The sequence below is a fragment of the Desulfatiglans parachlorophenolica genome, from assembly GCF_055394735.1.
The window spans coordinates 4,568,938-4,595,721 of the sequence record NZ_AP042460.1 but is presented as its reverse complement, the minus strand read 5'-3'; the positions used below and the strand labels follow the sequence as shown (position 1 = coordinate 4,595,721).

Here is a 26,784-nt window from a genome sequence, read left to right as displayed (position 1 = left end):
ATGGACCGGATCACCGTTGTCGTCGACACCCGCGAACAGGAGCCCTACAGCTTCGATAGTGACAAGGTTTCGGCGGTTCGCAAGGCGCTGCCCGCCGGTGATTACTCACTGGTCGGCCTCGAGGAACGGGTGGCGGTGGAGCGCAAATCCCTGACGGATTTCGTCTCCACCGTCATCCGGGGGCGAAAGCGGTTTCACCGCGAGCTAGAAAAGCTCTCCGCCTACGAATCCGCCTGCGTGGTTGTCGAGTGCAACTTTCGCGATCTGGTCGATGGCCGCTACCGCAGCGATGCCCACCCGCATGCGCTGATTGGAACGGTCGCCTCCATCGTCGTCGACTTCGGTGTCCCCGTCTACTTCTGCTCGGACCGGCAGGCCGCCTGCCGTTTTGTCGAGGAGTACCTGACACGTTTTCACCGGAGGATCGCGAGATGCCAAAAAGAAATGAGAGTAACCCGGCGCGACTCCGGGGAAGAATAGAGCGCGTTTACTATGCCGGACCCAAGTTCTCCGCAGGCCGACTGCTCACCCCGACCGGTGAGGAAGTCCAGTTCGCGGGCAATTTGTTCGCCCGGGAAAATCAGCCTGTGGTCCTGCTCGGGTCGTGGGCCACCCATCCCAAATACGGCCGTCAGTTCAAGGTTGATGGTATGGAGCACGACCTTGAGCTCGATCCGGAGGGTTTGGTCCACTATCTGGCCAACCATCCGGAGATCAAGGGCATTGGTCCGGCCAAGGCCAGATTGATCGTCGAGAGTTTCGGCGACGCTTTTGAAGAAACCCTTCTGAATGACCCCGAGCGCATTGCGCTCAAAGCCCGGCTACCCATGGACGCGGCCCGGCGGCTGCGTGACGAATGGTTGAAGAACCGTAGCGTCAACACCGTCATGGCCTGGCTGTCGGCATTCGGCCTGACCCATCATCAGGTCACCACCCTGGTCGAAAGACTCGGCGGCAACTGCCTCGATATCCTGAAGGAAGACCCGTACATCCTCATTCGGGAGATCCGGGGATTCGGCTTCAAGAAGGTCGACAAGATTGCCCGCAAGCTGGGCACCCCCAAGGACCACGTTCCCCGTATCCGGGCCGGTCTGCTGTTTTGCGTCCGTGATGCCCTGGACAATGGTCACTGCTGGATCGAATACGAGGATCTGGTGGACCAGGCCAATCTGCTGCTGGTCATGGATGCCCTGGACAGCCGGGTCCGTATCGAGAGCGCCCTCGACGCGCTCATCGAAGAACAGGCGCTTTCCTGCGATTCCCACGGCGGACGTTTCGTGGTCGCTCTGCCGGAGATCGTCCGCATGGAGCGGGAGCTGGCCTCGTTGTTCGGCCAGGCCGAAACACCCAACCCGCATTTCCAGTCCGTCAAGAAACTCGATGCCCTGATTCGGCGCTGCGCATCAACGCTGAACGAGAAGCAGCTCGAAGCGGTGCGCTCGGCCCTCCAGCACAGCATCAGCCTGATTTCGGGTGGAGCCGGTTCGGGCAAGAGCTACACCATTTCGGTCATCAACACCATCTGTGAGGAGAGCGATCTGGAGGTCGTTCTCGCCGCGCCGACCGGCAAGGCAGCCAAGCGCCTGGAGGAAGTCAGCGGCCGTAGCGGCACCACCATCCACCGTCTGCTCGGCTATGACGGCAAGGGTTTCTCGCGTAGCAAGGAGAACCCCATCGATGCCGATGTCCTGGTGGTCGACGAGTTTTCGATGGTCGATGTGCCCTTGGCCTGGCACCTGTTCGAGGCGGTCGACCTGTCGCGGACCACGGTGCTGCTGGTCGGGGACCACAACCAGCTTCCGCCGGTGGGACCAGGGAACATCCTGCGCGATCTGATCCAGACACGCGCCATCCCCACGGTCATCCTCGATAAGGTCGTGCGTCAGGCTGGCGTCCTCAAGGAGAACTGCACCGCCGTTCTCAAGGGCGAGGTGCGCAAGACCAGCGAGGCGTCGGTGGGCGGATGCCGGGATTGGTATCTGGTGGATCAGTTCACCGACCCGATGGCGGCACGCTCGTTCCTGCTGGAGTTGTTTCAGGAGCGGCTCGATGCCCTGGGTTTCGACATCATCAAGGACGTGCAGGTGCTGACGCCGACCCACAAGGGGCCGCTCGGCACCAAGGAATTGAACGAGGAACTGCAGCGGCTCATCCAGCGCAAGCTCTGGAACACCGAGGTGCCGCCGGTCGCCATGGGACGCCGCGCCCCGTTTCTCAAGCACGACAAGGTCATCCAGACCCGGAACAATTACGACCTGAACGTGATGAACGGGGCCATCGGCTATGTGGTCGATGTCCTCGCGAACGGCACCCTGGTCATCGACTTCGACGGCATGCCGGTGGAGCTGGAGAAGGGTTCGCCCGACCTGCAGGACCTGCAGCTCGCCTATGCGCTCACCATCCACAAAACCCAGGGCTCCGAATTCCCCTGCGCCGTGGTGGTGGTCCACAAGGCGCATTCCTTCATGCACCACCGCAATCTGCTCTACACCGGGGTGACTCGTGCCCGGCGCACCGCCATTGTTCTGGGTGATCACTGGGGCATCCAGAACTGCGCCAAACGGTGCCAGGTGGATGACCGCCGGACCTTTCTGCCCCTGTTTCTGGACGCCGCCCAGCACGCGGAGGCCGATTTCGCCCGTGTCGCGGAGGCCGAATGAGTATGGGCGGAACGGATAACGTCAGGGAGTATTACCGGCTCGTCACCGAGATGGACATCGGTGACGTGGCCCGGGCACTCCTGCCGGGACGGATCACCCAAGAGACCGGCCAGCGCTTGATGTGCGACTGCCCCAACCATCAGAGCCAGTCGCGTCTGTCGCTGCACGTGATGCTCGACAAGCAGGGCTGGTACTGCTTCGGCTGCGGAGTCGGCGGTGATGTGCTGCAACTCGTTGAGTTCATTCAGACGGGCTCGGTCACCGCCGGGCAATCCGGTCCGATGCCGGACAGCCACCGTCAGGCCCGGGACTATCTCGCCAAGAAGGCGGGCTTGCCGCCGCTGTCGCGCTATGGCCTCAGCCAGGAGCGTCTGGCCCAGACGGAGGCCGACCGCGCCTTCGAACTGCGGGTCAAGGACGCGCTGACCTCGCTGGCCAAGCTTTACCACGCCAGACTCAAAGAGTCGCCGGAGGTCCTCGACTGGCTGAAATCCAAATACGCCCTGAGCGAGGAGACCATCGACGATCTCCTGATCGGCTACGCGGACAACGCGTCCGGCGCGGTCGCCCAACTGACCGGGGGTGAGGACGGTTTTTCCAAGCGGGAGCTCGCCGCGACCGGCGCTTTCCGTCCCACCAGCCAGGACGGCCTGACGCCATTTTTCGAGCGCCGCATCGTCTTTCCCTACTGGAGCCGTGGCCGGGTAGTGTTCATGATCGGCCGCAAGACGCCGTGGACCCCGGACGTGGGCTGGGAGCAAGGGAAATACAAGAAGCTGCCTGTTCATGACGAGCACCAGCGGCCCTACGTCGCAGACTTCATCAACAACGCGCTGCTGTTCAACGAGGACTGCCTGCTGGCAAGGCCCGGCAAGGTGATCATCACCGAGGGGGTGACCGATTGCCTGGCTCTGATGCAACTGGGCCTGCCCACCGTGTCGCCGGTCACCGTCCGCATCCGTGCCGCCGATTGGGAGCGCCTGATCCCCAAGCTGCGCGGCGTCGAAACCGTCTACATCTGCCAGGACAACGAACTCTCCCAAGCCGGTCTCAAAGGGGCGCTGCAAACCGCCCGCACCCTGGCCGAACACAAGATCGACACCCGTCTGGTAACGCTGCCCTTGTCGGAGACACAAATCTCGGCCCGACAGGAGCTGACCGAACGCTTCGGCCTGACGGCGAGCGTGGGGCCGAAGGATCTGGCTAAGCTGCTGGCAGGACGGCCCGACGAGGAAATCCATGCGGCCGAGGCGCTTCTCGCCACCGCCAAGATCGACGTCAACGACTACATTGCCGCTGGGCATACCCGGGAGGATTTCGAACGTCTGCTCGCCGAAGCCAGCACGCCCATCGAGTTCGGCGTGCGCTCGCTGCCCGAGGGCGCTGAAGAGGAGGAACGCAACCGCCTTCTCGAACCGATCCTGGGGGAGATCTCCGAGCAGTCTCCCCTGGAACAGGCCCGCCTGCTGAAGCTGGTGCAGGAGCGCATCGGCGGTGGTGTTTCGATGGCCACCCTCAAAGAGCAGATCCGCGCCATCCAGAAGGACCGCAAGGTCGAGTTCCGTAACGAAAAGAAGAAGGCCAAGCGGATGTCCGGCGCGATGCCCGGATCATGTCGCGCCCGGGTCGACGAGGTGCTGATCGACACGGAACTGGAGAACGGCGCTCCCGACTACACCCTGGCCGCCGAGGCTGCATACGACTGGTTCAACGCCAACGGTGCCCAATTCTTTCACACCCTGCAGGGCGAGCCGTTCATGTATTTCGACAACGCCATCTACTGGATGGATTCACCGGACCGGGGCCGCAAGCGCCATTACGCGGCCATGCTCTACAAGCACACGGGCATGGTGCCGACCACGGGCGGCGGACGGACATTTTTCGAAGTGCTCCCCAGCCTGGCCATGATCCGTGGCCAGGTGCGCGACCATTTCTCCTGGCTGCACACCGATGTGGCTTCCTACACCGTCTATTTCAACCTGAACAATCCGGAGCACGAGATCGCCAAGATCACCCCGGACGAGATTCAGATCATGAAGAATGGCGGCAACGAGGACGGCATCATCCTGGACGGCTCGCGCAAGATGAAGCCGCTGAAATTCCTGCCCGACGCCGATCTCGAAGAGGCGGACCGGCTCCTGGTCGATCTGCTGGTGGGCAACATGACCTGCCCGCAGGGGGATCGCTTTCTCATCCTTTCCTGGCTCTCCTGTTTCCTGCTGATCGACTTTGCCGGAACGCGGCCCATGACCCGTTTCGAAGGCTCGGCCGGATCGGGCAAGACCACCGCCAGCAAGATCACGTCGACGCTGCTTTACGGCGAGCCCCAGCACAAGAAGGCCACCGACGCGGCGAACTACACCGACGGCTCGCAGAACCCGCTCATCGTCCTCGACAACATCGAGGTCAAGCAGATGACCGAGGATCTGACCACCTTCATGCTGACCAGCATCACCGGGATCGCCAAGGAGAAACGCAAGAGCGGCACCGACAGCGAGACTATCACCGAGCGGACCAAGTGCCTGCTGAACACCACCGGCATCGAGCCGCTGTGCGGAGAGCTTTCGGAGATCCTGTCGAGGTCCTTCGTCATCAACTTCGACCTCGCCAACCAGGCCAGCGACTGCTTTCTAGAGTCGGAGGTCATCTCCGCCATCCAGCAGAACCGGGACCTGATCATCTCGGCCATCATGAAGCGGACCAGCCATGTGTTGGCGATGATCCGGGACGGAGCCCAGAAACAGGTCATGCGCCTGCTGCACCGGACCATGCCGACCCATGGCAAACGCCGGTGCAACGACTATCTGAGCCTGATGTACCTGATGATGCTGGCCGGGTCCGAGGAACACGAGGTGACCACCGGACTCGAGGATCTGAGCCCGCTGTTCATCGAGCAGATCCATTCCATCAACGACACCAGCCAGGAGATGGCCCGGGAATCGAACCCAATCGCAACGGCGTTGGCGTCGCTCTTCCATGCCTACCGGAACGCGGTGGAGCTGGACGAGAAAGCCCGCTACGGCGAGGACGACCGGGCAAACCACGTGGTGGGGTTCATCGAACGCTACCAGGTGAGGTTCGAGAACGAGAACACCATGGAGCCGGTGTCGGCGGGACGGCTGCTCGCGGCGCTGCGCAGGGTCGGCCGGGAATTCAACCTCGAATTCGAATACAAGAAGCCCGCCCAGCTCGGTCGGCGCATCAGCAACGACCTGGACGTCATCCGGGACGCCGGGTTCGACATCGACCGGCAGCGCAACGCCCACACCAAGAACTTCGAGTACCGGATTGGTTGCAGAGGTGTTTAACGAGATATTTTCTCTTTTAGATTGACTTTCAGGCCGCCAATGCCTATATTAAAGGCATGATAAAGCGAATATTTCACTTTAGGAGTCGGTAAGATGATAGTCAGTTTCTCACTCGAAAACTGGATGTCCTTCCGCAACCAGGTCACATTTTCGATGGTCGCCAGCAGGGAGCGCCAGCATGGAGACAGGGTTCCCAAGCTCGGCAAGTACCAGACGAGAGTTCTTCCGGTTGCGGCAATTTATGGCGGCAACGCGTCGGGCAAGACCAACTTTTTCAAGGCCCTGAGTTTCGCCAAGGCGCTGGTCGTCAAGGGCACCCAGCCCGACAGCCTGATTCCTGTCGAGCCGTTCCGGCTGGACGCCAAGGTGGCCGATCAGCCGTCACGGTTTGGCTTCGAGCTGCTGATCGACGAGATCATTTACGAGTTCAGCTTCGCGGTGACCCGCAAGGCGGTTCTGGAAGAGAAGCTGGTGGCCATCACCAGTACCAGTGAAAAGGTGCTCTACCACCGTCGGGACGGAAAGCCCAACTTCGATGATTCCCTGGCCAAGGACCAGTTCCTCCAGTTCGCCTTCAAAGGGACCCGGGACAACCAACTCTTTCTGACCAACTCGGTCTCCCAGAAGGTCGACAATTTCCGGCCGGTCTACGACTGGTTCAAGGACACGCTCGAGCTGGTCGCGCCCGATTCTCGCTTCGAACCTTTCGAGCAGTTCCTCGACGAGGGGCATCCGCTCTACTCGACCATGAACGAGATGCTGCCGCAACTCGATACCGGCATCGCGCATCTGGGCGGCGAGGAGATCCCTTTCGAGAACATTCCGCTGCCCGAACCACTGAAGACCAAGCTGCAGGAAGACGTCAAGGAAGGCATGACCGTTCGTCTGCTGACCGAGCCGATCAACGAACGATTCGTGGTGACCCGCAAAGGTGGTGAACTGATCGCCAAGAAGCTGGTGACCTATCATCCGAAGGCGGACGGCACGGAAGCCAAGTTCGAGATCCGTCAGGAGTCGGACGGCTCACAGCGGGTGATCGATCTGCTGCCCGCGTTTCTTGAGCTGTCGGCCCAGGTCTCGAAGAAGGTCTACGTGATCGACGAGGTCGACCGCAGCCTGCACACGCTGCTGACACGCAGATTGCTCGAAGCGTACCTCGCCAATTGCTCCACGGAAACCAGAACGCAGTTACTGTTGACCACCCATGACGTGCTGCTCATGGATCAGCAACTCCTTCGCCGAGACGAGATGTGGGTAGCCGAAAGAGACGCCACCGGAGCTTCGAATCTGCTCTCCTTCAGCGAGTACAAGGATGTCCGATACGACAAGGACATCCGCAAGAGCTACCTGCAGGGGCGACTGGGTGGAATTCCCCGGATTCTCTTGGGAGGCGCTTTGACCAATCCCTGCCTCACCGAGGAAAGTGAGGGGGATGACTGATGCCACCGAAGAGACGCAGATTCCAGAGACCCCTCGGCGAGCGTCGCTACCGCAAACTGTTCGTGATCGCGGTGGAAGGCGTGAAGACCGAGCCGCAGTATTTCAACATCTTCAATGACCAACAGTCGGTGATCCGGGTGAACTGCCTCAAAGGCAGTCATGATAGCTCTCCTCCGCAGGTGCTGAAGCGGATGGAGGACCATCTCCGGCAGGAGGAACTGAGATCCTCCGACGAAGCCTGGCTCGTGGTGGACAAGGATCAGTGGACCGACGAACAGTTGGACCAGCTTCATGCCTGGGCTCGGGCACGCGACAATTACGGCTTCGCCCTCAGCAATCCCAAGTTCGAATACTGGTTGCTGCTCCACTTCGAGGACGGCACCGGCATCGCGTCGTCACGGGATTGCAGCGACCGGCTTAAGCGGCACCTTCCCGGTTACGACAAGGGGATCGACGCACGCAAGATCACCCGCGACCGGATTGATGAAGCCATCCGCCGCGCCAGGCTGCGCGACAATCCCCCCTGCGCCGACTGGCCACGCGCCCTTGGCGGCACCACGGTTTACAAGCTGGTCGAAAACATTCTCCAGGTCTGAACCTCAACCAATTCGATCCCCAATCATCCAGGACGCTCTCGGGCGTCCTTTTCTTTTGCGGTGGTGCGGTGAACACCGCTGTCCCTTGCGGTGGATGACCACCGCACGACAAACCCTTGCCAGACAAGGCGTTCATGGCCTTTGCGGTGGATGCGGTGGTAAATCCAGAGGTCTCACCCCCTATGGGCTGAAATATTTTTTCGACCCACCGATCCGGCATTCCTCGCCAGAGAAATTCCGGCCAAGCGTGAGAGACATTCCCCAAATACCACCGCAACCACCGCACTCTATCTTCTCTTTCTTCATAACTATCTAAAAACAAATAACAAACAAAGAACTACCCCCTGCGGTGGGACAAGAAAATCTTCCACCGCACGACCACCGCAGCCACCGCACATATCCACCGCAGAACCTGCCAGTTTCTCGAAAAACGTTTAGAGACCTCAAAAAACAGTTACAAAACGGCCTCTCGCTCAAAAAACGATTACAAGCGAAGGCATCGGTCCGCCGTCATCTGGCTTTGGGCTCCGGTAAGTAACGGGAAAAGCGATTAACCCATATTTCTGGAGCGTGAAGCCATGAGCCTTCTGAAAACCATGATCAAGCACACCGCCGGAGGGCAGGAAGCCTCGGCCGGAGGTGAAACCCCATCACTACCACCGCAACCACCGCAGCCCGCCATCTATGTCTCCACCGGGCTCGACATCCACGACATCGAGGACGCCCGCGATTGGCCTGAAGACAGGGAGATCGACGGCACGCTGTGTCGCCGTCTGTCGCCTGAATACTTTGCCTGGCTACGTTCCCGCATGGTCACCGCCCAAGCCGCGCACAAGGCCGGAAAACTCCCCGAGGATGCCTGGAATACGCTGCGGCAGCGATTCAACGCCCTGCAGGAACTGGCCATCCGGGAGTTCGGCAAGGAAAGCCTGCAGGAGGTCCTGCAGTCCTTTTCCCCGAAGAACTACCAGCCACCCGCGCTTCGTCCCGAGTCCCAGGAGAAGCCCGTCGAAGTTCCCAGAAAGGACTGGATTTATCCCGGGAACCAAGCTTGGAAATGTAAACAGCCGGTGACTTCCCAGGCAGTCGCCAAGGTCGACGCCATCCGTGAGGAGGCCATGGCCAAGGGCTGGTCCGAGGCACGCCTCTACCAGAACCAGGGCCGGTTTCGGTTTCCTTGCGGCGAGGACTACGGCCTGGTCTGTTTCGTCGATGGCGATCAGGAGATTGGCGAGGTCACCGAGCGTTCTATCGAAATTATCCACGGGCCGAAGTCCGGGCGTCCCAGCACGCTGCGGTTCTACAACCCGGACGTGCTGCAGCCGTGGATGAAGAAAGTGGAGGATTGAGCCGTGAAGAAAAAGAAACGCTACGCCAACGCCAAGGATGTCCTGCCCGAGGAACTCTTCGAGCAGATCCAGAAGCACTACACCGGAATTCTCTGGGTCCCGGCACCGAGCCGCTTCTACCAGGAACGCCGCGACTTGGTGCTTGCCCTTCATCTGCAGGGGATCAGCAGCCAGGAAATATCCAACCTCGCCGGAGTGACCACCCGCCGGGTCAACCAGATCATCGCCGCCGAACGAAAACAGGATCGGGACCGACAGTTGGCCGTCGCTTCCGGTAAGTAACCCCTGAACCGGCGGGAGCGCGTTTGGAGGCTAAATCGACCTCCCGCCCCGCATCCCGGCTTGGGAAAACAATATTCGGCAGGATTTCCACGTGGCACTGAACAAACCGGACAAAGAGACGCTGGACCGCTGGCACCGCAACGAGGGCAAGACCGAACCGCCCCGGCGCGGGCCTGGTGCGCCCGAGGGCAACCAGAACCGGCTACGCCACGGCATCTTCGCCGACCGTTGTCTGACCCCGGAAGAGAAGGTCATGTTCGACGCGATCATCGACCGCCTCAACCAGGACTTTGAGTTCAACAAGTCCAGCGACTTCCTGCAGGTGGAGCTGGTCGGCGTCTACTCGGTGAAGCTGGTCCGTGCCCAGATCGAGGGGAACACCGACGCCGCCGAGAAGCTCGACCGGATGATCCGCTGCCACATGAAGGATCTCAAGACCACCAAGATTGCCCGTGAGGGTGAGGAGCCGAAAGGCCCGCAGACCTCTCCGGCGGAATGGGCGGCGGCGCTGCTCGAGAAGGTGGCCGAGGCCGCCAACGCCCCGGGCACGAAACCCTCCGGCCGCAAGAAACGCGGAAAGAATTGCGGATAACACCATGGAGGGCTTTTCCGATGACCCCGACACACGGCGACTTGCGGCAGACAGCTTCACCAGGAATTGCGGATAAGACGTGTTCCTTGCACTTTCGGAATCGGCATTCACCGGCCGTCGATCATCATTTCCACTCCTCGACTTCCTCCAGCAGCTCCCGATATCCGCTTGGCATGTGTGCGCATAAGCCGAACCGCATAAGCCAAGCAGATATAGGCATGTTCACGCCGGGGCTCTCTCACACAACCCAAGTAGATATTGGCATGTCGAGACCCAGGCCGAACCGGACAAGCCCCGCAAACAGCCATTCCTTCGGCAACGGCCCTCGCATATGCCAAGCAGATATTGCCATGTGTGTTCCGCGACTGGAGCGCACAAGCCAAGCAGTTATAGCGATGTGCGGCCGACAGACAGCGAAGGAGAAATTCCGGTCAATCGATATTTCCCGCCCCACCCGGGATGTAGAGACCCTCCGTCATGATCATTCATCATCGGCGGATGTGTTCTTCTGCGGGCACTGTCATTCACTGTCTTCGACACTGTCTCGCCCAACGAAAACAGGAGCAGCCGAGGCCGCTCCCATCGTCGGGTCCGGAAGGATCAAAGGCGTTCGAGGGCTTCCTCGAGCTGACCGTCCACGAGGTGGGTGTAGATCTGGGTGGTGGACACGTCCCGGTGCCCCAAGGCCCGCTGCACCACGAGCAGGTCATTGGTCGCGCCGTAGAGGTGGGTGGCGAAGGTATGCCGCAGCCCGTGCGGCGTCAGTTCCTTTTCGATCCCGGCCTTCCGCAGCCAGTGGGCGAGCCGGTTGGCTATCTGCCGCTGGCAGAGTCTGCCGTCCCGGTTCGACAGGAACAGGGCTTCCATTTCTGGGCGGCCGTGTCGACGACGCTCGGCCAGGTAACGGCGCAGCAATGTGCGGAGGTCGGTCTTGATGAACTTGACCTGCGGCACATTCCCCTTGGCCTGCACCCGCAGATGCTTGGCGTCGAGGTCGATGTCATCCATGTCGAGCGCGGCCAGCTCGCCAAGCCTGATCCCCGTGCCCAGCAACACCTCGATCATGGCGCGGTCGCGCAGCGTGGAGAAATCGGTCCGCCCCTTGAGCTCCTTGAGCAGACGTTTCTTTTCGGCGGTAGTCAGGAAGACTGGCAGCTTTCTTGGCAACCGATGCATGCGGATGGACCGGGCCGGGTTGTCACCGACCACGCCCGTCTCGGCGGCCCAGGCGAAAAAGGCCCGCACCGCCGCCTTCATCCGATGGAGCGAGGCCGCCGAACGTGGGCCTCGCTCACTCTCAGTGACCGCCCCGGCGGAGAACACCTGGTCGAGGGACCCGACCGTGACCTCCCGGCAGACGATCCCAGGGGCCAGCTCCCCGGCCACGCGGACTACCAGGGCGAGGTCCCGGCGGTATGCGGCTATGGTCGCCGGGGAGCGTCCTTCGGCCGACAGGCGGGCACAGAACGCCTCTGTCGCGCCCGTCAGATCGAGGTCAGCCGTTCGGTTGCTCATCGCTGGACTCCTTTACCCGGCTGTGGCCCATGGGCGTGCTCTTGGGCAGCGGCAGCTCCTCGATGCGCCCCGACTCCCTGGCCCAGACCATCATCATGCGGAACACCCGGACGGTCTTGGCAATGGTGCGCTCGGCCCGCTCCTTGCCGTCAGGGAGTTTGAGCAGCAGGTCGGACTTGTAGAACTTGCCGACCTGGGGAAGCCGGATCTCGGCGAGCTGGCGATCCGCGCCGAAGAAGGCCTCCACCGCGTCGAGGTCCTTCCGGTAGGTGTAAAGGGTCCGCTCTTTCTTTCCGGATTCCCGCAGGTAGCCGATGAAAGCCTCGGCGGCTTGATGCACGGTGCATTCGGTCATGTCGATGTCTCCTTTGTCGGTGGCCCGGTGTGTTCAGGACAGGAACTCGTCCAGCTCCCGCAGCAGTTCCTCGACGTGGCCGAGGGAGCCGACGCTCGCCCAGGTGATGTCCGGCTGCTTCGCGTCCGCTTCGAGCTTGCCGCGAATGCCCTCGATCAGCCGGGCGATGTTCTCCTGCTTTTCTCGGTACGCCTTGAGTGCCTGCTGGCGGTTTCTGTCGTAGGTCATGGCCTGCCTCCGGTTCCGGTTTTCGTGGATGCGGGACCATCCCGCGTCACATCCAATGACGCTTCTATTTCGTTGGAAATCAAGTGTTTGCAGAGATCTTTCTGCATGTGCCCCAAACCCATAAACCAAAGGAGATCAACATGTTGAAGAAGACACTCGAATGGACCATCCCGCTGGTCCTGGCCGGGATCATGACCGGCTGCGCCACCTACCGGCCTCCGGCCCAGATCCAGTCGGCAGTGGCCACCGTCAACCGCCACACACCCGAGTATGTGACCGAGGCCAACAAGGCGCTACGCGAGGTCGGCCACCCGGACGCCGAGCGCCTGACCGGTGTCGGCCTGCGCCTGCAGACCGCCGTGGACGCCCTTGACCAGTGGGCCAACGGCTCGAACCAGGAGGCAGGCCAATGAAAGAGATCCTTCAGGAAAACAGCGATGCCGTCCGCCAGGCCGGTGAGGCCCTGGTCGAAATCGGCACCGAGCTGGCGGCGGGACGGATAGAGAACGCCCTCGGCCGTCTGGAAGCGGCCCAGCAGCAGTACCTGGCTTGGGCGGAGTTGGACCAGGCCATCATCGACATTCAGGAAGCTGTCCACGACCGGAAGAACACCCTGGCCGTGCAGCAGATCCTGACGGAACTGGTGGGCACCATCCTCGGCAACGCCTTGAGGACAGGAATGCACTGATGGCGGTAACCGACAAGGAGCGCAAACTCGCGGCAACCCTGAGCGACCCCGTGTTGTGGGGGCAAGCCTATCTCTACAACCGGGATGGCTCAGGCCGCGACTACTGGCCGCACCAGGTGGAGGACCTGCGTTGCCCGGCCAAGAACATCATCCACCTCGACGGCCGGGACGTGGGCAAGTCCATCGTGCTCTCGACCGACGCGCTCCATTACGCCTTCACCACCCGAGGCGGCCAGGGCCTCATCGCGGCTCCGCACCAGGGGCACCTCGATACCATCATCGAGGAGATCGAGTTCCAGCTCGACACCAACCCGGATCTGATGAACAGCATCGCCCTGACCAAATACGGCAAACCCAAAATCCACCGCAAACCCTATTTCCGGCTGGAGTTCACCAACGGTTCGGTGCTCTATTTCCGCCCGGCCGGGGCCTATGGCGACGCCTTCCGGTCCCTGCACGTGGGCCGCGTCTGGGTCGATGAAGGAGCCTGGCTGACCGAACGGGCCTGGAAGGCGCTGCGCCAGTGCCTCAAGGCCGGGGGGGCGCTACGCATCTACTCCACGCCCAACGGCCTGCGCGACACCACCTATTACCGGCTCACCTCGTCGGAGCAGTTCCATGTGTTCCGCTGGCCGTCCTGGCTCAACCCTCTTTGGACTGAGGATCGCGAGGCCGAACTGCTGGAGTTCTACGGCGGCCGCGACAGTTCCGGCTGGCAGCACGAGGTGGCCGGTGAACACGGCAAGCCCTCCTATGGGGCCTTCAATGTCGAACAGTTCAACCTCTGTCGGCAGGATCTGCTGGAGTATCAGAAGATCGTCATCACCGATTCCGAGCTGCGCGATTGCGATACTGAGGAAGCGGCCCACGACCGGCTGGAGATGCTGCTCAACCTCACGCCCCGCAGCGGGCAGTTCTGGGTTGGCGGCGACCTGGGCTACACCAACGACCCCACCGAGATCGTCGTATTCCAGGAGACGGAGATCGGCGAGCGGACGCTGCTGAAGATGATCCTGCGCGTGCATCTTGAACACGTTTCCTATCCGCACATCGCCCAGATCATCGCGCTGCTGGAGCGTTACTACACCCCGGCGGGCATCGGCGTGGACAACGGCGGAAACGGTCTGGCGGTGGTTCAGGAGCTGCTCACCCTGGACAAGTACAAAGGGCTGGAGCTGGAAGACAGGCTCAAGGGATACGACTTCGGCGGCATGACCCGGCTGGCGGTGCGGGACGGCAAGGAAATCAAGAAGCGAACCAAGGAGCTGATGACCAGCCTCATCAACGGAGCCCTACAGCGTAAGCAGGTCATTTTCCCCTCGGACGACCTGGAGGTGGAAGACCAATTCACCACCCACACCTACACCCTGCGGGACGGCAAGATCATCTATTCCAAGGGCAACGACCACATCATCGACGCGGTGCGCTGCGCCATGCTGATCCGGGAAGAAGGTAACCTCGACCCGGTCGGCGAAGAGGTGGTTTCGCTCAAACCCGTGCTCACCAATCCGGTCTTCATCTGATCGCATCCTCCGACGCTTTCCACCCCGCTCCGGTAAGTAACCGGCATCGAGCCGGGTTCGGCCCACACGGGCCGGATGTGCGGCTGTCATGGCCGAAACTACCGAGAGGATCACGTGGAAAGCACCGCCCATCAGGACGAACAACCCGAAAGCCTGGACACCACCGGCTTTGTCATCGCGCCGCTGGCCGCAGCGGCCGCGCTCGACTCGGCGGCCTTCAGCAAGGTCAACGCCGCCGAGGCTATTCCGGCCACCTGGGAAGAACGCGCCCGTAAGGCTTGGGAATACTACGTCGAGGAGCCGCTGGTGAAGAACTGCGTCAACTCCTGGCGCACCTTCGCCGTGGGCGACGAGATCAAAATCACCAGCGATGACGAGACCCTCAAGGAGCAGGCACTGGAGGCCGCCTGGCGGTTGAACATCACGCAATTCATCAAGGACATGGTTCTTCAGCTCCTGGTGAAAGGCGACGCCATCGGCTTCAAGCGCTTCACCAAGTCTGGCCAGGACATCGAGGAACTGGTCTGCGTCAACCCGGTTTCGGTCAAAGTCAAATACGCCCAGGGCGAGCTGATCGAGGCCCGGCAATTTCCCGAAGACACCCCCGGCGGCGGGGAATCCATCCCGCTACCCGTCGAACAGATGGTCCACCTCAAATGGGATGCTCCGGCCTTCTCGCCTCGGGGTAACTCCCTCGTGCTTCCCGCCTTTCAAGCCATCGAACTGCTGCGCGACTACCGCCGGGCCGAACAGGCCATCGCCAAGCGCTGGGCCACGCCCTTTCGCCTGCTCAAGGTGGGCGGCGCGTTCGGCCAGAAGATGGTGATGCCGGACCAGCGGATGCTCGAACAGGTTCGCGACATGGTCAACAAGATGGACATGAAAAGCGGCCTGGTGGTCCCGTTCTACGTCAACGTCGAAACCCACGGCACCGACGGCCAGGTCCTCAACGTCGAGGACAAGGTCAAGGAGGTGAAGGAAGACATCGTGGTGGCCCTGGGGCTGTCACGCTCGCTGGTGACCGGAGACGGCCCGAATTTCGCCACCGCCTCGGTGAGCATGCAGAAGATGATGGTCATGATCCGCGAGATCAAACAGGCCGCACGCAAGCTCCTCGACTGGGTGTTCGACGACTGGATGGAGCTGAACGGCCACGGCGACAAAAGCATCCAGTTCATCTTCAACGACCTCGACCCCAGCGACGCGGTCGATTTCAAGAAGCTCCTGATCGAACTCTACGACCGCAAGCTCATCAGCCGCTCCAGCCTTCAGCTCAAGATGGACCTGGACCCGGACATCGAGGCCGCCAACCGCGAGACCGAACGTAAGCAGATCGACCTGATGGACGAGAAGCAGGTGAAGCCGGTGGTGGATATGGTCGTCTCCGGCATTCTCAGCGTGCCTCGCGCTCGGAAGATGCTCGGGATTCCGGCCGAGGACGATGAACCCACGGCGGAGGCGGCTTTGGTCTGGTCGGGCGACCTGGAGTCCACCGGCATTGCTGCCGTGTGCGACGAATGCAGCCATTTCATTGCTGACACCAACCACTGCCGGGTCCACAACAGCGAGCGCACCTTCGACGCCCCGGCCTGTCGCTTCATCGACCGCCGGGAGCCCCGCTGATGCCATCGGAGCTGAAGCAGCGCATCCAGGCGGCCACCCTGAAGAGCCTGACGGCCCGCAACCGCTACAACGACCAGGTTACGGCCCAGCTTACCCAGGCGCTGAAACAGGCCGAAGACGAGGTCGGCCGCGCCATCCTCCAGTACCGCTCCCTCGGCTCCCTGCCGGACAACAAGCTCGCCGCGCTCAAGGGGCTGGAAAAGCTCCAGCTCGAACTCGACGACACCATGAAGCGGCTCAAGCGGGAGCAGACCCTGGTCTTTCGCAAGACGACCAAGGACTCCTTCAAGCTCGGTATCCAGCAGGGAATCGGAGAGCTCGCCGACGCGTCGCTGCCGTTCTACGCCGACCTCAAACCCGAAGGCATCGACAAGCTGGCCACCAAGGTGTTCACCATCGTCGACACCAATGCCCTCGACTTCATGGCGCAGTACAACCTCACGCTCGCCGGTGACGTCCACCGCGAACTCGCAGACGGAATCAAGCGCACCATCCTGAACGGCATCGCCACGGGCAAGGGAGCCGACGACATCGTCCGGGACATGGGCAAGGTGATCGTCGACAAGGATTCCTTTCGCCAGGCCGGAAGCCGGGTGTTCAGCAAGGCCCAGTACCGCATGGAGATGATCGCCCGCACCGAGGTACTCCGCGCCCACAACATGGGCAGGCTCAAGTTCCACGAGCGGGTCGGCATCCAGAAACTGGAATGGCTGGCCATGGAGGACGAGCGCATGTGCCCGGTCTGCGGCGGCCTGGACGGCAAGACCTTTCCTATCGACAAGTTCCCCCAGCAACCCGCGCATCCGCACTGCCGCTGCACCAATATCGTGGCCTGGCCGATGACCGTCTGCGGCAGCGAGATGGCCGCCAAGGCCGCCACCCAGGCATCGCAGGGGGACGCCTGCATTCTCCCGCCCCACGTGCTGGAAGGCATGGCCGACGCCCAGGCCAAGGAGAACGCCAAGCTCAAGAGCGCCTTTGAAAACGGCGACATCGCCGACCTCGGCTCGCTGACGGTCAAACAGCTCCAGACCCTGGCGAAACAGAACGGCGTGGCCATCGCCCGGACCAAGGCCGATTTCATCAAGCTGCTCGATCTGGCCGAACCCGGCATCGATCACGGCGACCTGGCCGGAGCGGCACTCAGCGCCAAGCTCAAGGAACACAAGATCGGCCTGCTGCGGACCAAGGAAGAACTGGTCGATCTGCTCGGGCTGAAGCAGACGGAACTCAAACAGGCCAAGCTGCTCGCCGCCCAGATGGCAAAGATCCCTCCAGCCGAGGGGCTGGAGGGCATGACCGCCCAGCAGCTCAAGGAGATGGCGAAGGAAAACGGCATCTCCCTCAATATGACCAAACAGGAGACCATCGAGCTGCTCGACAAGCTGGAACCCGGAGTGGATCACAGCGGCCTGATGGGCAAGGAACTCGCGGCGGCCAAACAGAAGCACGGCATCGGCATCCTCAAGAACAAACAGCAGCTCGTCGAGGCGCTACAGAAGAAGGCCGGTGCCGACATGGCCGAGTCGGTCAAGAAAAAGGCGGTCGACGAGGCCAAGCAGAAGTTGATCCTGGAACAGAAAACGGCACTCGAAGACGCCGCCAAGGCCGTGGTCGTTCCCGACACGCCGACCGGCTACAAGGATTTCCTCGACGCGATTGCCAAGGCGGAACAGGCGGTTTCCGGCGGCACCGATCTGCCCCAGGAACTGCTTGCGGCCCACAGCAAGGAAATCGCCCTCAAAAAACAGCTCTTCCAGGATCAGGTCGGCAAGCTGAAATCGGCAGAGCTCAAGACGCTCGCCAAGGAGACCAAGGTCCAGTATTGGCAGTGGGCCAACAAAGACGAGCTGACCACGCTCTTCACCGAGACCGACCCGGCGAAAATCAAGGCGGTTCAGGCCAGCATCGACACCAAGCACGCCGCATGGGCCGAAAAGCATGGCGGCAAGAAGAAAACCGCTCCTGCCAAGCCCGCCACGCCGAAGAAAGATCCACCGAAACCGGCTCCACAGCCGAGCCCGGTCAAGCCGCCCGAGGCCAAGATCGGCAAGAAAGGCGCGGAGTTCGCCACAGTCGATTCAGCGTGGCAGCAGAAAGGTCTGCCGTCAAAATTCAAGAAAACCGGCAAGGCCGCTGTCGGCGGCGCACATGATAAGGAGTTCTGGACCGACGAAAACGGCGACAAATGGCTGTTCAAGCCCATTGGCCGCAAGGACGATGAGTTCATCGCCTTCGGAGAGGAAGCCGCCTACAAGATTGGCCGCCTGATCGACCCCCATTCCATCGAGGTGCGCACCATCCAATTGAACGGCCGCACCGGCTCCATCCAGAAATGGCGCACCGATCTGCGGGACGACTTAGATTTTCGCAACATACTGTCCCAGGATCTGACCACCATCGAACTGGAGCAGATCCAGCGCGAGCATGTGGTCGACTGGCTGATCGCCAATCACGACGGACATTCCAAGCAGTTCATCCGCGCCCGGGACGGTCGCGTCTACGGCATCGACAAAGGCCAGGCATTCAAGTTTCTGGGCCAGGACAAGCTCTCGCTCGACTATCACCCCAACGGCGTCTGCGGCGAGGAAGAGCCGTTTTACAACAAGGTCTTCCGGGCGGCCAAGGAAGGGAAGGTACGGGTCGATCCGAACGCGACCCTTCGCTACATCCAGGAAGTCGAAAAGATCGCCGACGAGGATTACCTCGATCTGCTGCGGCCATACGCCGAGGGACGGTTTTCCAAGGACCCGGCTGGGCGGCGGCATTTCTATGATCTGGCCCTGGAGCGGAAACACAATCTCAGGCAGGACTTCGAAGGCTATTACTCCGATGTGCTGGGGGATCGGGGCTTCCGTTTCGACAAGCTGAGCGCCGCCACCGGGAAGAAAAAGTTGCTCTCCTCCGCCGAAGAGACCCTGGTCGAAGAGGCCCGCAAACTCGGCTGGCAGGGCAAGACGCTGCCCTTCGACAGTGGCGACGTGGAGGACCAGAACGCGCTGATCTTCACCGAGAGTTTCAAAGGGAAGAAGCGAACCGTGGTCAAGATGAAGATCCGGCCGGACACGGACCGCCGCATCGACGAGGTGCTGCGCAGGTATGTGCAGACGGCGGTCGGGGAAAAGGGACAACCGCTAGTCGAAGATAGCTTCTTTCCGACGATTCTGGACGCCGTCAAAAACGTCAATTTCCACGTGGGCGACGGCAAGTACAACCGGACCAAGATCGACAAGGCACTGCGCCTGCGCAAGAAACTGGAGACCCTGCAAAAGAACACCGACCCCAAGGTCAAGGAGATGGCGGACCATTATCTGAAATGGGTCAAGGAGATCGAAGAGTCCGTCGACTGGGACCGGGCCACCAACGGCGTATTCGAGCAGTACCTGCCCAAGCTCGACGCGCAGAAACCCAAGGAGAAACCGCCGTTCAAGGTGGAACGCGGCAAGGTGACCCACACCAAGCGCAGGATCGGTTCCGGCACCATTACCGTCGAGGCCGACGACATCGACAACCGGACGCTGTTCAATCAAAACTCCCGCATGCAGGACGGGCACCAGTACACCGTCACCTTCGAGGACGGCACCCGGGTCCGCTATCGCCCCTGGTCCGACACCAACCTCTATGCCCAGCGCGGCGAGCTGGAAATGATCATGGAAGGCGACGCCACCCCCGGACGGGTCGAGGCGATGCTGGAAAAGCTCGAACAGCTTGGGATCGACACCCGGGTGGCCACGGCGGAAAACGCCGAGCAGATGTATCTTGAAAAGCTCGCGTACATCCGCAAGAGCGACAAAAGCGCCGATTTCAAGCGGCTGCAAAAATCCCTCGATGACCGCAACGCCACCACCACCGAGCGGGTCCAGGCTCTGCGCGGCTATTGGCAAAAGGAACTGGGCGTCCAGGACATCACCCAGCTTTCCGGATACAACCCGCTGGGCGAATACCAGGCGGGCTTTCTGGACCGCGACGCCAAGGGCGGATACCGGCACCAGTTCCGGTTCGACATCACCGAGGAGGACCTGGAAAAACAGATGAAGGGCTATTCGCTGGTCCACGATCTGACCAACGGCGAGAGCATGTCCGGCTTCATCGACTTGATCATGGAGAACAACGGAGCCATGGTCAGCACGGTCGAGAAGATGCGCATGGGCGTGGCTCCGGGCGGAATGTCCCCGGTGGCTGACATGCAGACCGGCGGCGCGAGCTATTTCTTCACCCGGATCAAGAAGCAACCGGCCAGCGACGCCTCACCGGCCCTCTATTTCAAGAAACAGATGCTGCGGCGCATGGACGCTATCAGTTATGACCATGACGCCTACGGCAAGGTGATTGACGACTACGTGCAGCGCAACAGGGGGGCCAGCATCGACGACTGGAAGCGGTTCTCGCAGCGCCATGGCAACGAAACCATCTTCAAATACTCGGTGACGCTGCTGGACAACATCGAGTTCATCGTGGCCAGAAGCGACAACGAACGTCGGGAGATCATCCAGAGTTTCACCCGGCGCGGCATCAAGAAACTGCCCGACGGGCGCAAGGTGGAGGACATTGTCCATACCCCGCAAAGCTGGAGCAAACGCAAACAATGACCATAAAGGACTTTATCGAACAGGAGAAACGACGGCTGCAGGAAGCGCTGCACTGGTTCAACAACCGGGGCAGTCGCATGACGGTCAGAGAATCCGGGGATCTCTTTCTGGATACCCTGGTGGACAGCTTCACCGTCACCCGGATCGCACCCCATTTCGACACCGCTGGCAACCATCTGCGCACCGATTTCTGGCTGTTGTGGAAGGCACTCGGTTACGACGAGGGTTTTCAGCACGCCCACACCATCAAAGTGGTCGATGTCCGGGTCGAAGACACCCTGATGGCCGAACATGACGGCAAGGAGGCCGAAGGCTGGCTGATTGTCGAACTGACCGACGATCTGGGCCGGATTCACCATGTCGAAATGATGGAGCCGGTCTCGGAGCCAGAGCTCGCGGCGGACTGGCAACGCTGGACCGCCTACCGCCGGAAAAACGCCGAAAGATTCCACCGGATCGACGCCCAGCTTCTGGCCGAGCATCTCCGAATCGCGGAGGACTGGTCATGAAACTGCGCTATATGATCGACTCTATAGTCGCCGACCGGGAGGCCACCGTCCCGGAATACGTGCCCGTGGGCGTCTGGGTTCAGGGGCCGGGTCCCGGTCTGGATGTGGAGATGTACTACCTCGACCGGGGGCCGAACGGGCTTGCCGACCGCAAGGACGAGGCCGCCTGGGTGGTCAACCGTCTGGTCGAGGCCGAGGCCACCTCGCTTCCGGCGAATTTTCTCGAATATCACCGGCTGTCCCGCTCCCCCTATGACGGGGTCTTTTCCGAGATCACCGAGAGCGACGAATACCCCTCCCTCGACGCCTGCGGCAAGGCCGTTCTGGCCCGGCTGAACCCCACCCGCTGAAATTCTCCGTCACCCTCCGACACATCAACGACGCTTCCGGTAAGTAACCGCTGAACGCTCCCCGCAGGTCGCGGAGAGCACAGCAAACTGACCGGAGACGTTGATGGAACTGTTCGCCACAGACATGGAAAGGCTGGCGTTTCTACTGGAGGCCGATGCGGCGCTGACTCTCGATCCCGATGCGCTCGGGACCGAGGCCGCCGAACAGTCCGCTCCTGAAGAGCTCTCTCCCGAGAAGCGCCCCAAGTACATCACCAACTACATCGGCAGTAAGCAGAAGCTCGTCGACTGGATCTGGAAGCATACCCCGGAAGGCGTTGGCACCGTGCTCGACGCCTTTTCGGGGTCTGCGGTCGTGGCCTACATGTACAAGACCAAGGGCCTCCAGGTCATCGCCAACGACCGGCTCCGCTACTGCCACCACGCCGCCAAGGCGATCATCGAGAACAACTCGGTTCGCCTGAGCGAGGACGAGATCGAGGCGCTCCTGGCCGACAACGCCAAGGCGGGCAGCTTCGTTCAGGACAACTTCAAGGGCATTTTCTTCGCCAAGGGCGTCCATGCGCTGATCGACACCATCCGCGCCAACTGCGACAAGCTCTCCGGCTTCAAGAAAGACATCGCCCTGTTCGGCCTCGGCAAGACCTGCATGAGCGGCAAGGGCGGCTTCGGCCACTTCTCGTCGTCCACCGACTATGGCCGCCGCCAGGACACCCCAGACGAATTCAAGGATCGTCTGCGCAAGAACCTGCAGCGCATCAACGCCCTGGTCTTCGACAACGACAAGGAGAACAAGGCCCACCGGCAGGACATCAACGACCTGCTGCCGAAAGCCAAGGCGGATCTGGCCTACTTCGATCCGCCCTACGCCACCGAGTTTTCGACTACCAACTACGAGCGGGCCTACCACTTCGTGGAAGGGCTCATGACCTATTGGGAAGGGCTCGAAATCAAGGCCGACACCAAGGTCAAGTATTACGAGACCGACCACAAGACCGTCACCAAGGCCAACGCCAGCGAGTTCTTCCAGACCTTTCTCGGCAATGCCAAGCACATTCCGCACTGGCTGATTTCCTACCGCGATCACGCCTATCCCAACGAGCAGGAGATGAAGCGGATCATCGGCTCCTTCGGCAAACAGAGCCGGATGAAGTCCAAGGATCACCACTACGCCATCACCTCCAAGCACGGCGAGGCTTCCAACGCCAAAGAACGTCTGTTCGTCTGCGCTCCCGGGGCCAAGGCCAGCGCCGAGCGGGAGGAGAAACCCGTTCCGATGGCCGCCGCCGCGAACTTCCACACAAGCATTCCAGTGGACATCCGGCTGGGCGATGGTGAACGCCTCGCGACCGAGGCCATGGATGTCGGTTCGGCGGGCGACCCCCAGTTCAGCTTCGTTCTCTGCCGCACCGGGACCAACAAGAACGGCGACCACTTCACCGCCGAGGAGTTGTCCGGTCGGCACATGACGGCCGTGAACAAGAAGGTCGATCTGCAGCATTCGCAGGAGTTCAACGACATCGTCGGTGGCATCGTCGCCGCCGACTACCTGGAGGACGACAACGGCGGCCGCGTGGAATGCGTCGGCGAGCTGTACGTCCACGACACCCCGGCCGCCCGGCTGGCCTACAAGCTGATGAAGCGCGGGATCATCTCCCAGGTTTCCATGGAGTGCGACTACCAGGAAGGCGAATGCTCGGTCTGCCACAAGCGCTTCCAGAACAAGGCCGACTACTGCACCCACCTGCGCAAATTCAAGGGCCGTGATGTGGGCGGCCAACCCGTTTTCGAGATTCTGCACGGCGTCACTTTCACCGGACTGGGACTGCTCGACCGCAAGGGCGCGGACGAGAACGCCAGGATTCTGCAGGTGGCGTCCCTTCAAAGCCAGCCCGACCAATCCCAACCAGAAGGAGATTCCACGATGGAAGACAAAACCAAACCCACCGATGACCAGGCCGTCGAAGCGGCCAAGAAGAAACCGGCCCAGCAGGAAGGCGATCCTGCCCGCGTTACCGACCTGGAAAAGGAAAACCGGCAGCTCAAGGCCCAGGTCGCCGAGCTGCAGAAACGCGTCCAGGAACTGGAAGCCGAACAAAAGGCGGCCGCCTGCCGCTCCCGGGCCAAGAAGCTGCTCACCCGTCTGGAGAAGCAGGGGCTCTCCTTCGCTTCCGAGGAGGACCGGGAAGCCGAACTGAAACGCCTGGCCGAACTGTCCGACGAAGCCTTCGCCGCCACCGAGGCTGCTTACGAACGCCTGCCCAAATCGGCAAAAGCGGACAAGGAAGAGAAACCCGCCGACAGCGACCAGGGCGGCAAGCCCGCCGCCAAGGCATCGACGGAAACCCCGCTACGCAGCGACGCCGGTGTCCGGCCCCACGATGTGGACGACCGCAAGGTGTCACTCGAGGACCGCCTGCGCGACGGGTTCATGGCCGCTTACCGCAACCGTGTCGGCGAGGACTCTCCCGAACACTCGCAAATCAACGCATAAGGAGGAAACACCATGTCATTCATCAATCCGTGTCACCGGGGCCTCGCCTATGGCGATGGCCACATCCAGGGCGACGGCCAGCTCGGCCAGGTAGTCCGCGTGGTCGGCGATGACCTGTTCGCCGTCAACACAGATCCCGAACTTCGCTCGTTCGGCATTCTGATCAAGGACTACGCCGGAGGTGAAATGCCGGGCATTTACTGCGGCGGCGGGATCTACGAAACGGATGTTTTCGAGGGAACGATCAATCCCGGAGACAACCTCAAGGTCTCCGCCACCGGAAAACTCGAAGGCGGCAACATCGCCAACAGGCAGCTTGTTATCGCCCAGGCAATTTCCGTACAGAGCGGCGTCCTCAAATTCCGCCTGCTTGTCTAACCCAAGGAGCCAACGCACATGAAAACCAATCAGTTGAAGATCCACTCCCAGGAGTACATGGAAACCATGGCGCGGCTCATGAGCGAGGCTCTCGAGTCGCCCGAAGGCATGCGGGCGCTTGCCGCCGCCATCGCCGCGCCCATCGAACAAGAGATCAAGCGCAAGGAGATCTCCTCGCTGCTGCTCACCAAGCACACGCTGCCCAAGGGCGAACGTCCGGTTTACCAGAAGAAACCGACCGTCAAGGCCCACTGGATCAGCAAGGACGGCGACGCCCAGGAGCAGGAGGTGGGCAAGGACGAGGTCGAGTTCCCCACCAACCGCATCCACTCCAACCCGATGGTGGACGTTTCCGTCCTCAAAAACGGCAACATCGGCACGCTGATGGACATTCAGACCAGCGCCGCCGACGCCATCCGCAAGGAGATGGACCGCCGCACCATCTCGGTGCTCTCCTCGGCCATCCCGGCGGCCAACACCATCGAGGTCACCGGCGACCTGCTCACCGAGGATGCACTGAACGAGGCCATCTCGATCATCGAGGACCTGGAGCTGTCGGTGAAGTACATCGTCATGCGTGGCCGCCGTTTCAACGATATGCGCGGCTGGAACCTCGATCCCCAGACCAAGCTCGAGCTGCGCCAGAAGGGTGTCATCAAGAACTACGGCACCGGCGGCATTCTGCTCACCGCCTCCATGCCGCTGGACGAGATCATCATCGTCCCGGATGAAGAGGTCGGAAAGATGCCGGTGCGCGAAAACCTGAAGACGGAGTCCATCGATCAGAAGACCCGCTTCAAGACCGGCTGGCTGGTGTGGTCCGAAATCGGCCAGGGCATTACCCGCCCCGACATCATGGCCAAGGTCAAACTGGTTCCGTAATCCGGGAGGTGACGTGAGATGAATCGAATCAAGAACATCCGTCCCGGCGTTCTGGTGATCCCCGACGCCGGGCTGAAACTCAAGCCTGGCCAGGTGGTCGAGGTGGAACGCCTCACCAAGCAGATCCAGGCGGCTCTCAAAAACGGCCGCCTGGCCATGGCCGACAAACCGAAACAGGAACCGCTCGCCCCTCCAGAGCCCGACCAGGACGCGGAACCGGTGGACCTGAGCAAACTCTCCGCCACCGACGCCATCTCCAGGGTCAACGAGGAAGCCAATCCGGAAACCCTCAAAGGCTACATGGATACCGAGAAACGGCGCACGGTGATCGACGCGCTCAAGAGCCGTCTGGAGGGCCTGCAAGGTGCTGCTGAGTGACCTGATCGCCGACCTGCGGCTCGACCTGTCCGATCCGGGCGCATCTCTCTTCGAGGACCAGACTCTGGAGAGATGCGTCCGGAAGGCCGTTTTCCGGGTCGGCCGTGACCTTGACCAATCGCTGACGATCACGGCCGGAGAGATTACCCCCGATCCCACCGGCGAGGTCCGCGAGCTTCTGGTGATCATGGCGCAGATCCACGCCTGCCAGGTCATGCGTTCGGCCACCGCCAACGCCTTCTCCTTTTCCAGCGGCGACAAGCGGGTGGATAAAACCGGCCAGCCCGGCCACTGGGCCAAGCTCGAGGGCGATCTGCTCGCCGACTACCGCCAGCGGCTCACCGAGCTGCGTCCGGCCACCCAGCTCGATCAGGAAGCCTACATCCTGACCCCGAGCGGCCTTGCGCCGGTCATCTACGAACAAGGAAGCGAGCTTGAGCTGTGACCCTGCTTAGTGGTCCCGAGAAAGCTGCGGCCGCCGGGGACGTGAGAGAGCTGATCCTGGCAAGCTCACAGGAAGCCGCGTTGCTGCGTGCCGTACCGGGTGAGCGGTTGTATGGATCGGACGACGCATCCTTCGCCGAGTTGAAGACCTTTCCGCTCGAGTTCATCGAAACGCCTCCTGAGGACCTCGCCAACAAAATCGACGCTACGGCCTGCGGGCTCCCCGGTCTGGACGTGAGACCGGAAGACAGGGTGAAAAGCGGCGCGGACGTCTTCCGGGTTCAGACCGTGGTGGAGGAACGCCTTTTCGGGGTCGTGACCCACAAGGTACTGAAACTGGTTCGCCACCATGGGAGTTAAACGTTTCGAGGGACTTGCCACTATCCACGATCTACTTTTTAACAATCTGTTGTCTGCACTGGTTTGAGCAGTCATTTAGATTTCCCCGCATGCCGACCCCCATGCCAACCTTTTTCATAAACCGTGCCTGTATTAGGCTATTCAGCCCCTGAAAAGTTTTCCATTGTAGCGATTGCTACGGCACTCCCCGATTCCCTTTGTTATTTTAAATTGGAAGGTGAATTTGGTGACCTTACTGTAA

Annotated in this window: 24 protein-coding genes; 21 read left to right on the top strand and 3 right to left on the bottom strand. The window is 61.3% G+C overall.

Annotated features, from left to right (window positions below):
• The 8 genes from ACZ500_RS21310 to ACZ500_RS21275 all read left to right on the top strand — a co-directional run bounded on the left by ACZ500_RS21310 (nucleotide 1) and on the right by ACZ500_RS21275 (nucleotide 10,227).
• A complete protein-coding gene (locus ACZ500_RS21310; protein ID WP_464229448.1) occupies nucleotides 1-480 on the top strand; it encodes an ERCC4 domain-containing protein in 480 nt (159 codons plus the stop codon).
• Complete coding sequence (gene recD2 / locus ACZ500_RS21305; RefSeq protein ID WP_464229447.1) at nucleotides 432-2,660, top strand: SF1B family DNA helicase RecD2; 2,229 nt, start codon at nucleotides 432-434, stop codon at nucleotides 2,658-2,660. The genes ACZ500_RS21310 and recD2 overlap by 49 nt, the downstream gene beginning before the upstream one ends.
• A complete protein-coding gene (locus ACZ500_RS21300) occupies nucleotides 2,657-5,968 on the top strand; it encodes a CHC2 zinc finger domain-containing protein (RefSeq protein WP_464229446.1) in 3,312 nt (1,103 codons plus the stop codon). The genes recD2 and ACZ500_RS21300 overlap by 4 nt, the downstream gene beginning before the upstream one ends.
• Before the next feature lie 93 nt (nucleotides 5,969-6,061).
• The gene (locus ACZ500_RS21295; protein ID WP_199263713.1) at nucleotides 6,062-7,408 is read left to right on the top strand and encodes an AAA family ATPase; all 1,347 of its coding nucleotides are present in this window, start codon (nucleotides 6,062-6,064) and stop codon (nucleotides 7,406-7,408) included.
• Nucleotides 7,408-8,004 carry an RloB family protein gene (locus ACZ500_RS21290; RefSeq protein ID WP_199263714.1) on the top strand — a complete coding sequence of 199 codons (597 nt, stop codon included), beginning with the start codon at nucleotides 7,408-7,410 and terminating at the stop codon, nucleotides 8,002-8,004. The genes ACZ500_RS21295 and ACZ500_RS21290 overlap by 1 nt, the downstream gene beginning before the upstream one ends.
• Nucleotides 8,005-8,582: 578 nt before the next feature.
• Nucleotides 8,583-9,353 (top strand): hypothetical protein, encoded by a 771-nt coding sequence (locus tag ACZ500_RS21285; RefSeq protein ID WP_464229445.1) that lies wholly within the window; start codon nucleotides 8,583-8,585, stop codon nucleotides 9,351-9,353.
• A gap of 3 nt (nucleotides 9,354-9,356) precedes the next feature.
• The gene (locus ACZ500_RS21280) at nucleotides 9,357-9,635 is read left to right on the top strand and encodes a hypothetical protein (protein WP_045668321.1); all 279 of its coding nucleotides are present in this window, start codon (nucleotides 9,357-9,359) and stop codon (nucleotides 9,633-9,635) included.
• Nucleotides 9,636-9,726: 91 nt separating this feature from the next.
• Complete coding sequence (locus ACZ500_RS21275) at nucleotides 9,727-10,227, top strand: hypothetical protein (RefSeq protein ID WP_136873451.1); 501 nt, start codon at nucleotides 9,727-9,729, stop codon at nucleotides 10,225-10,227.
• Between the two features lie 600 nt (nucleotides 10,228-10,827).
• Here ACZ500_RS21275 and ACZ500_RS21270 read toward each other — a convergent pair.
• Genes ACZ500_RS21270 through ACZ500_RS21260 form a run of 3 tightly spaced genes read right to left on the bottom strand, consistent with a single transcriptional unit; the run spans nucleotide 10,828 to nucleotide 12,325 of the window.
• Nucleotides 10,828-11,742, bottom strand: coding sequence for a tyrosine-type recombinase/integrase (locus ACZ500_RS21270; RefSeq protein ID WP_464229444.1), 915 nt, complete (start codon nucleotides 11,740-11,742; stop codon nucleotides 10,828-10,830).
• Nucleotides 11,723-12,097: a hypothetical protein gene (locus ACZ500_RS21265; RefSeq protein WP_013258632.1), complete on the bottom strand. Its 375-nt coding sequence runs from the start codon at nucleotides 12,095-12,097 to the stop codon at nucleotides 11,723-11,725. Before ACZ500_RS21265 ends, ACZ500_RS21270 begins: the two co-directional genes overlap by 20 nt.
• Before the next feature lie 33 nt (nucleotides 12,098-12,130).
• Nucleotides 12,131-12,325 carry a hypothetical protein gene (locus tag ACZ500_RS21260; RefSeq protein ID WP_011366959.1) on the bottom strand — a complete coding sequence of 65 codons (195 nt, stop codon included), beginning with the start codon at nucleotides 12,323-12,325 and terminating at the stop codon, nucleotides 12,131-12,133.
• Between the two features lie 83 nt (nucleotides 12,326-12,408).
• Between ACZ500_RS21260 and ACZ500_RS21255 the strand changes: the two genes are divergently transcribed.
• The 13 genes from ACZ500_RS21255 to ACZ500_RS21195 all read left to right on the top strand — a co-directional run bounded on the left by ACZ500_RS21255 (nucleotide 12,409) and on the right by ACZ500_RS21195 (nucleotide 26,543).
• Nucleotides 12,409-12,738, top strand: coding sequence for a hypothetical protein (locus ACZ500_RS21255; RefSeq protein ID WP_464229443.1), 330 nt, complete (start codon nucleotides 12,409-12,411; stop codon nucleotides 12,736-12,738).
• Nucleotides 12,735-13,013, top strand: a complete 279-nt coding sequence (locus ACZ500_RS21250; RefSeq protein WP_022992990.1) for a hypothetical protein — start codon at nucleotides 12,735-12,737, stop codon at nucleotides 13,011-13,013. The genes ACZ500_RS21255 and ACZ500_RS21250 overlap by 4 nt, the downstream gene beginning before the upstream one ends.
• A 50-nt stretch (nucleotides 13,014-13,063) precedes the next feature.
• Nucleotides 13,064-14,536 (top strand): terminase large subunit domain-containing protein, encoded by a 1,473-nt coding sequence (locus tag ACZ500_RS21245; protein ID WP_464229441.1) that lies wholly within the window; start codon nucleotides 13,064-13,066, stop codon nucleotides 14,534-14,536.
• A gap of 114 nt (nucleotides 14,537-14,650) precedes the next feature.
• Nucleotides 14,651-16,159, top strand: coding sequence for a phage portal protein family protein (locus ACZ500_RS21240; protein ID WP_464229440.1), 1,509 nt, complete (start codon nucleotides 14,651-14,653; stop codon nucleotides 16,157-16,159).
• Nucleotides 16,159-20,748, top strand: coding sequence for a phage head morphogenesis protein (locus ACZ500_RS21235; RefSeq protein WP_464229439.1), 4,590 nt, complete (start codon nucleotides 16,159-16,161; stop codon nucleotides 20,746-20,748). Before ACZ500_RS21240 ends, ACZ500_RS21235 begins: the two co-directional genes overlap by 1 nt.
• Complete coding sequence (locus tag ACZ500_RS21230) at nucleotides 20,745-21,257, top strand: hypothetical protein (RefSeq protein ID WP_464229438.1); 513 nt, start codon at nucleotides 20,745-20,747, stop codon at nucleotides 21,255-21,257. The genes ACZ500_RS21235 and ACZ500_RS21230 overlap by 4 nt, the downstream gene beginning before the upstream one ends.
• Entirely contained in the window at nucleotides 21,254-21,607 is a 354-nt protein-coding gene (locus ACZ500_RS21225; RefSeq protein WP_464229437.1) for a hypothetical protein, read from the top strand. Before ACZ500_RS21230 ends, ACZ500_RS21225 begins: the two co-directional genes overlap by 4 nt.
• A gap of 103 nt (nucleotides 21,608-21,710) precedes the next feature.
• Entirely contained in the window at nucleotides 21,711-24,101 is a 2,391-nt protein-coding gene (locus ACZ500_RS21220; RefSeq protein ID WP_464229436.1) for a DNA adenine methylase, read from the top strand.
• 12 nt (nucleotides 24,102-24,113) lie between these two features.
• Complete coding sequence (locus ACZ500_RS21215) at nucleotides 24,114-24,479, top strand: hypothetical protein (RefSeq protein WP_288957412.1); 366 nt, start codon at nucleotides 24,114-24,116, stop codon at nucleotides 24,477-24,479.
• An 18-nt stretch (nucleotides 24,480-24,497) separates the two neighbouring features.
• Nucleotides 24,498-25,361, top strand: a complete 864-nt coding sequence (locus tag ACZ500_RS21210; protein WP_022992997.1) for an HK97-fold major capsid protein — start codon at nucleotides 24,498-24,500, stop codon at nucleotides 25,359-25,361.
• An 18-nt stretch (nucleotides 25,362-25,379) separates the two neighbouring features.
• Nucleotides 25,380-25,739 carry a hypothetical protein gene (locus tag ACZ500_RS21205; protein WP_013258624.1) on the top strand — a complete coding sequence of 120 codons (360 nt, stop codon included), beginning with the start codon at nucleotides 25,380-25,382 and terminating at the stop codon, nucleotides 25,737-25,739.
• The gene (locus tag ACZ500_RS21200; protein WP_415519337.1) at nucleotides 25,726-26,184 is read left to right on the top strand and encodes a hypothetical protein; all 459 of its coding nucleotides are present in this window, start codon (nucleotides 25,726-25,728) and stop codon (nucleotides 26,182-26,184) included. Before ACZ500_RS21205 ends, ACZ500_RS21200 begins: the two co-directional genes overlap by 14 nt.
• Nucleotides 26,181-26,543, top strand: coding sequence for a hypothetical protein (locus tag ACZ500_RS21195; RefSeq protein WP_028325407.1), 363 nt, complete (start codon nucleotides 26,181-26,183; stop codon nucleotides 26,541-26,543). The genes ACZ500_RS21200 and ACZ500_RS21195 overlap by 4 nt, the downstream gene beginning before the upstream one ends.
• The last annotated feature ends 241 nt before the right edge of the window (nucleotides 26,544-26,784 follow it).

What these genes read in the sequence shown, in the direction of transcription:
- ACZ500_RS21310 (WP_464229448.1), top strand. Translation starts at nt 1, where the DNA reads ATGGACCGGATCACCGTTGTCGTCGACACCCGCGAACAGGAGCCCTAC.
- recD2 (WP_464229447.1), top strand. Translation starts at nt 432, where the DNA reads ATGCCAAAAAGAAATGAGAGTAACCCGGCGCGACTCCGGGGAAGAATA.
- ACZ500_RS21300 (WP_464229446.1), top strand. Translation starts at nt 2,657, where the DNA reads ATGAGTATGGGCGGAACGGATAACGTCAGGGAGTATTACCGGCTCGTC.
- ACZ500_RS21295 (WP_199263713.1), top strand. Translation starts at nt 6,062, where the DNA reads ATGATAGTCAGTTTCTCACTCGAAAACTGGATGTCCTTCCGCAACCAG.
- ACZ500_RS21290 (WP_199263714.1), top strand. Translation starts at nt 7,408, where the DNA reads ATGCCACCGAAGAGACGCAGATTCCAGAGACCCCTCGGCGAGCGTCGC.
- ACZ500_RS21285 (WP_464229445.1), top strand. Translation starts at nt 8,583, where the DNA reads ATGAGCCTTCTGAAAACCATGATCAAGCACACCGCCGGAGGGCAGGAA.
- ACZ500_RS21270 (WP_464229444.1), bottom strand. Translation starts at nt 11,742, where the DNA reads ATGAGCAACCGAACGGCTGACCTCGATCTGACGGGCGCGACAGAGGCG.
- ACZ500_RS21265 (WP_013258632.1), bottom strand. Translation starts at nt 12,097, where the DNA reads ATGACCGAATGCACCGTGCATCAAGCCGCCGAGGCTTTCATCGGCTAC.
- ACZ500_RS21260 (WP_011366959.1), bottom strand. Translation starts at nt 12,325, where the DNA reads ATGACCTACGACAGAAACCGCCAGCAGGCACTCAAGGCGTACCGAGAA.
- ACZ500_RS21250 (WP_022992990.1), top strand. Translation starts at nt 12,735, where the DNA reads ATGAAAGAGATCCTTCAGGAAAACAGCGATGCCGTCCGCCAGGCCGGT.
- ACZ500_RS21235 (WP_464229439.1), top strand. Translation starts at nt 16,159, where the DNA reads ATGCCATCGGAGCTGAAGCAGCGCATCCAGGCGGCCACCCTGAAGAGC.
- ACZ500_RS21230 (WP_464229438.1), top strand. Translation starts at nt 20,745, where the DNA reads ATGACCATAAAGGACTTTATCGAACAGGAGAAACGACGGCTGCAGGAA.
- ACZ500_RS21225 (WP_464229437.1), top strand. Translation starts at nt 21,254, where the DNA reads ATGAAACTGCGCTATATGATCGACTCTATAGTCGCCGACCGGGAGGCC.
- ACZ500_RS21220 (WP_464229436.1), top strand. Translation starts at nt 21,711, where the DNA reads ATGGAACTGTTCGCCACAGACATGGAAAGGCTGGCGTTTCTACTGGAG.
- ACZ500_RS21215 (WP_288957412.1), top strand. Translation starts at nt 24,114, where the DNA reads ATGTCATTCATCAATCCGTGTCACCGGGGCCTCGCCTATGGCGATGGC.
- ACZ500_RS21210 (WP_022992997.1), top strand. Translation starts at nt 24,498, where the DNA reads ATGAAAACCAATCAGTTGAAGATCCACTCCCAGGAGTACATGGAAACC.
- ACZ500_RS21205 (WP_013258624.1), top strand. Translation starts at nt 25,380, where the DNA reads ATGAATCGAATCAAGAACATCCGTCCCGGCGTTCTGGTGATCCCCGAC.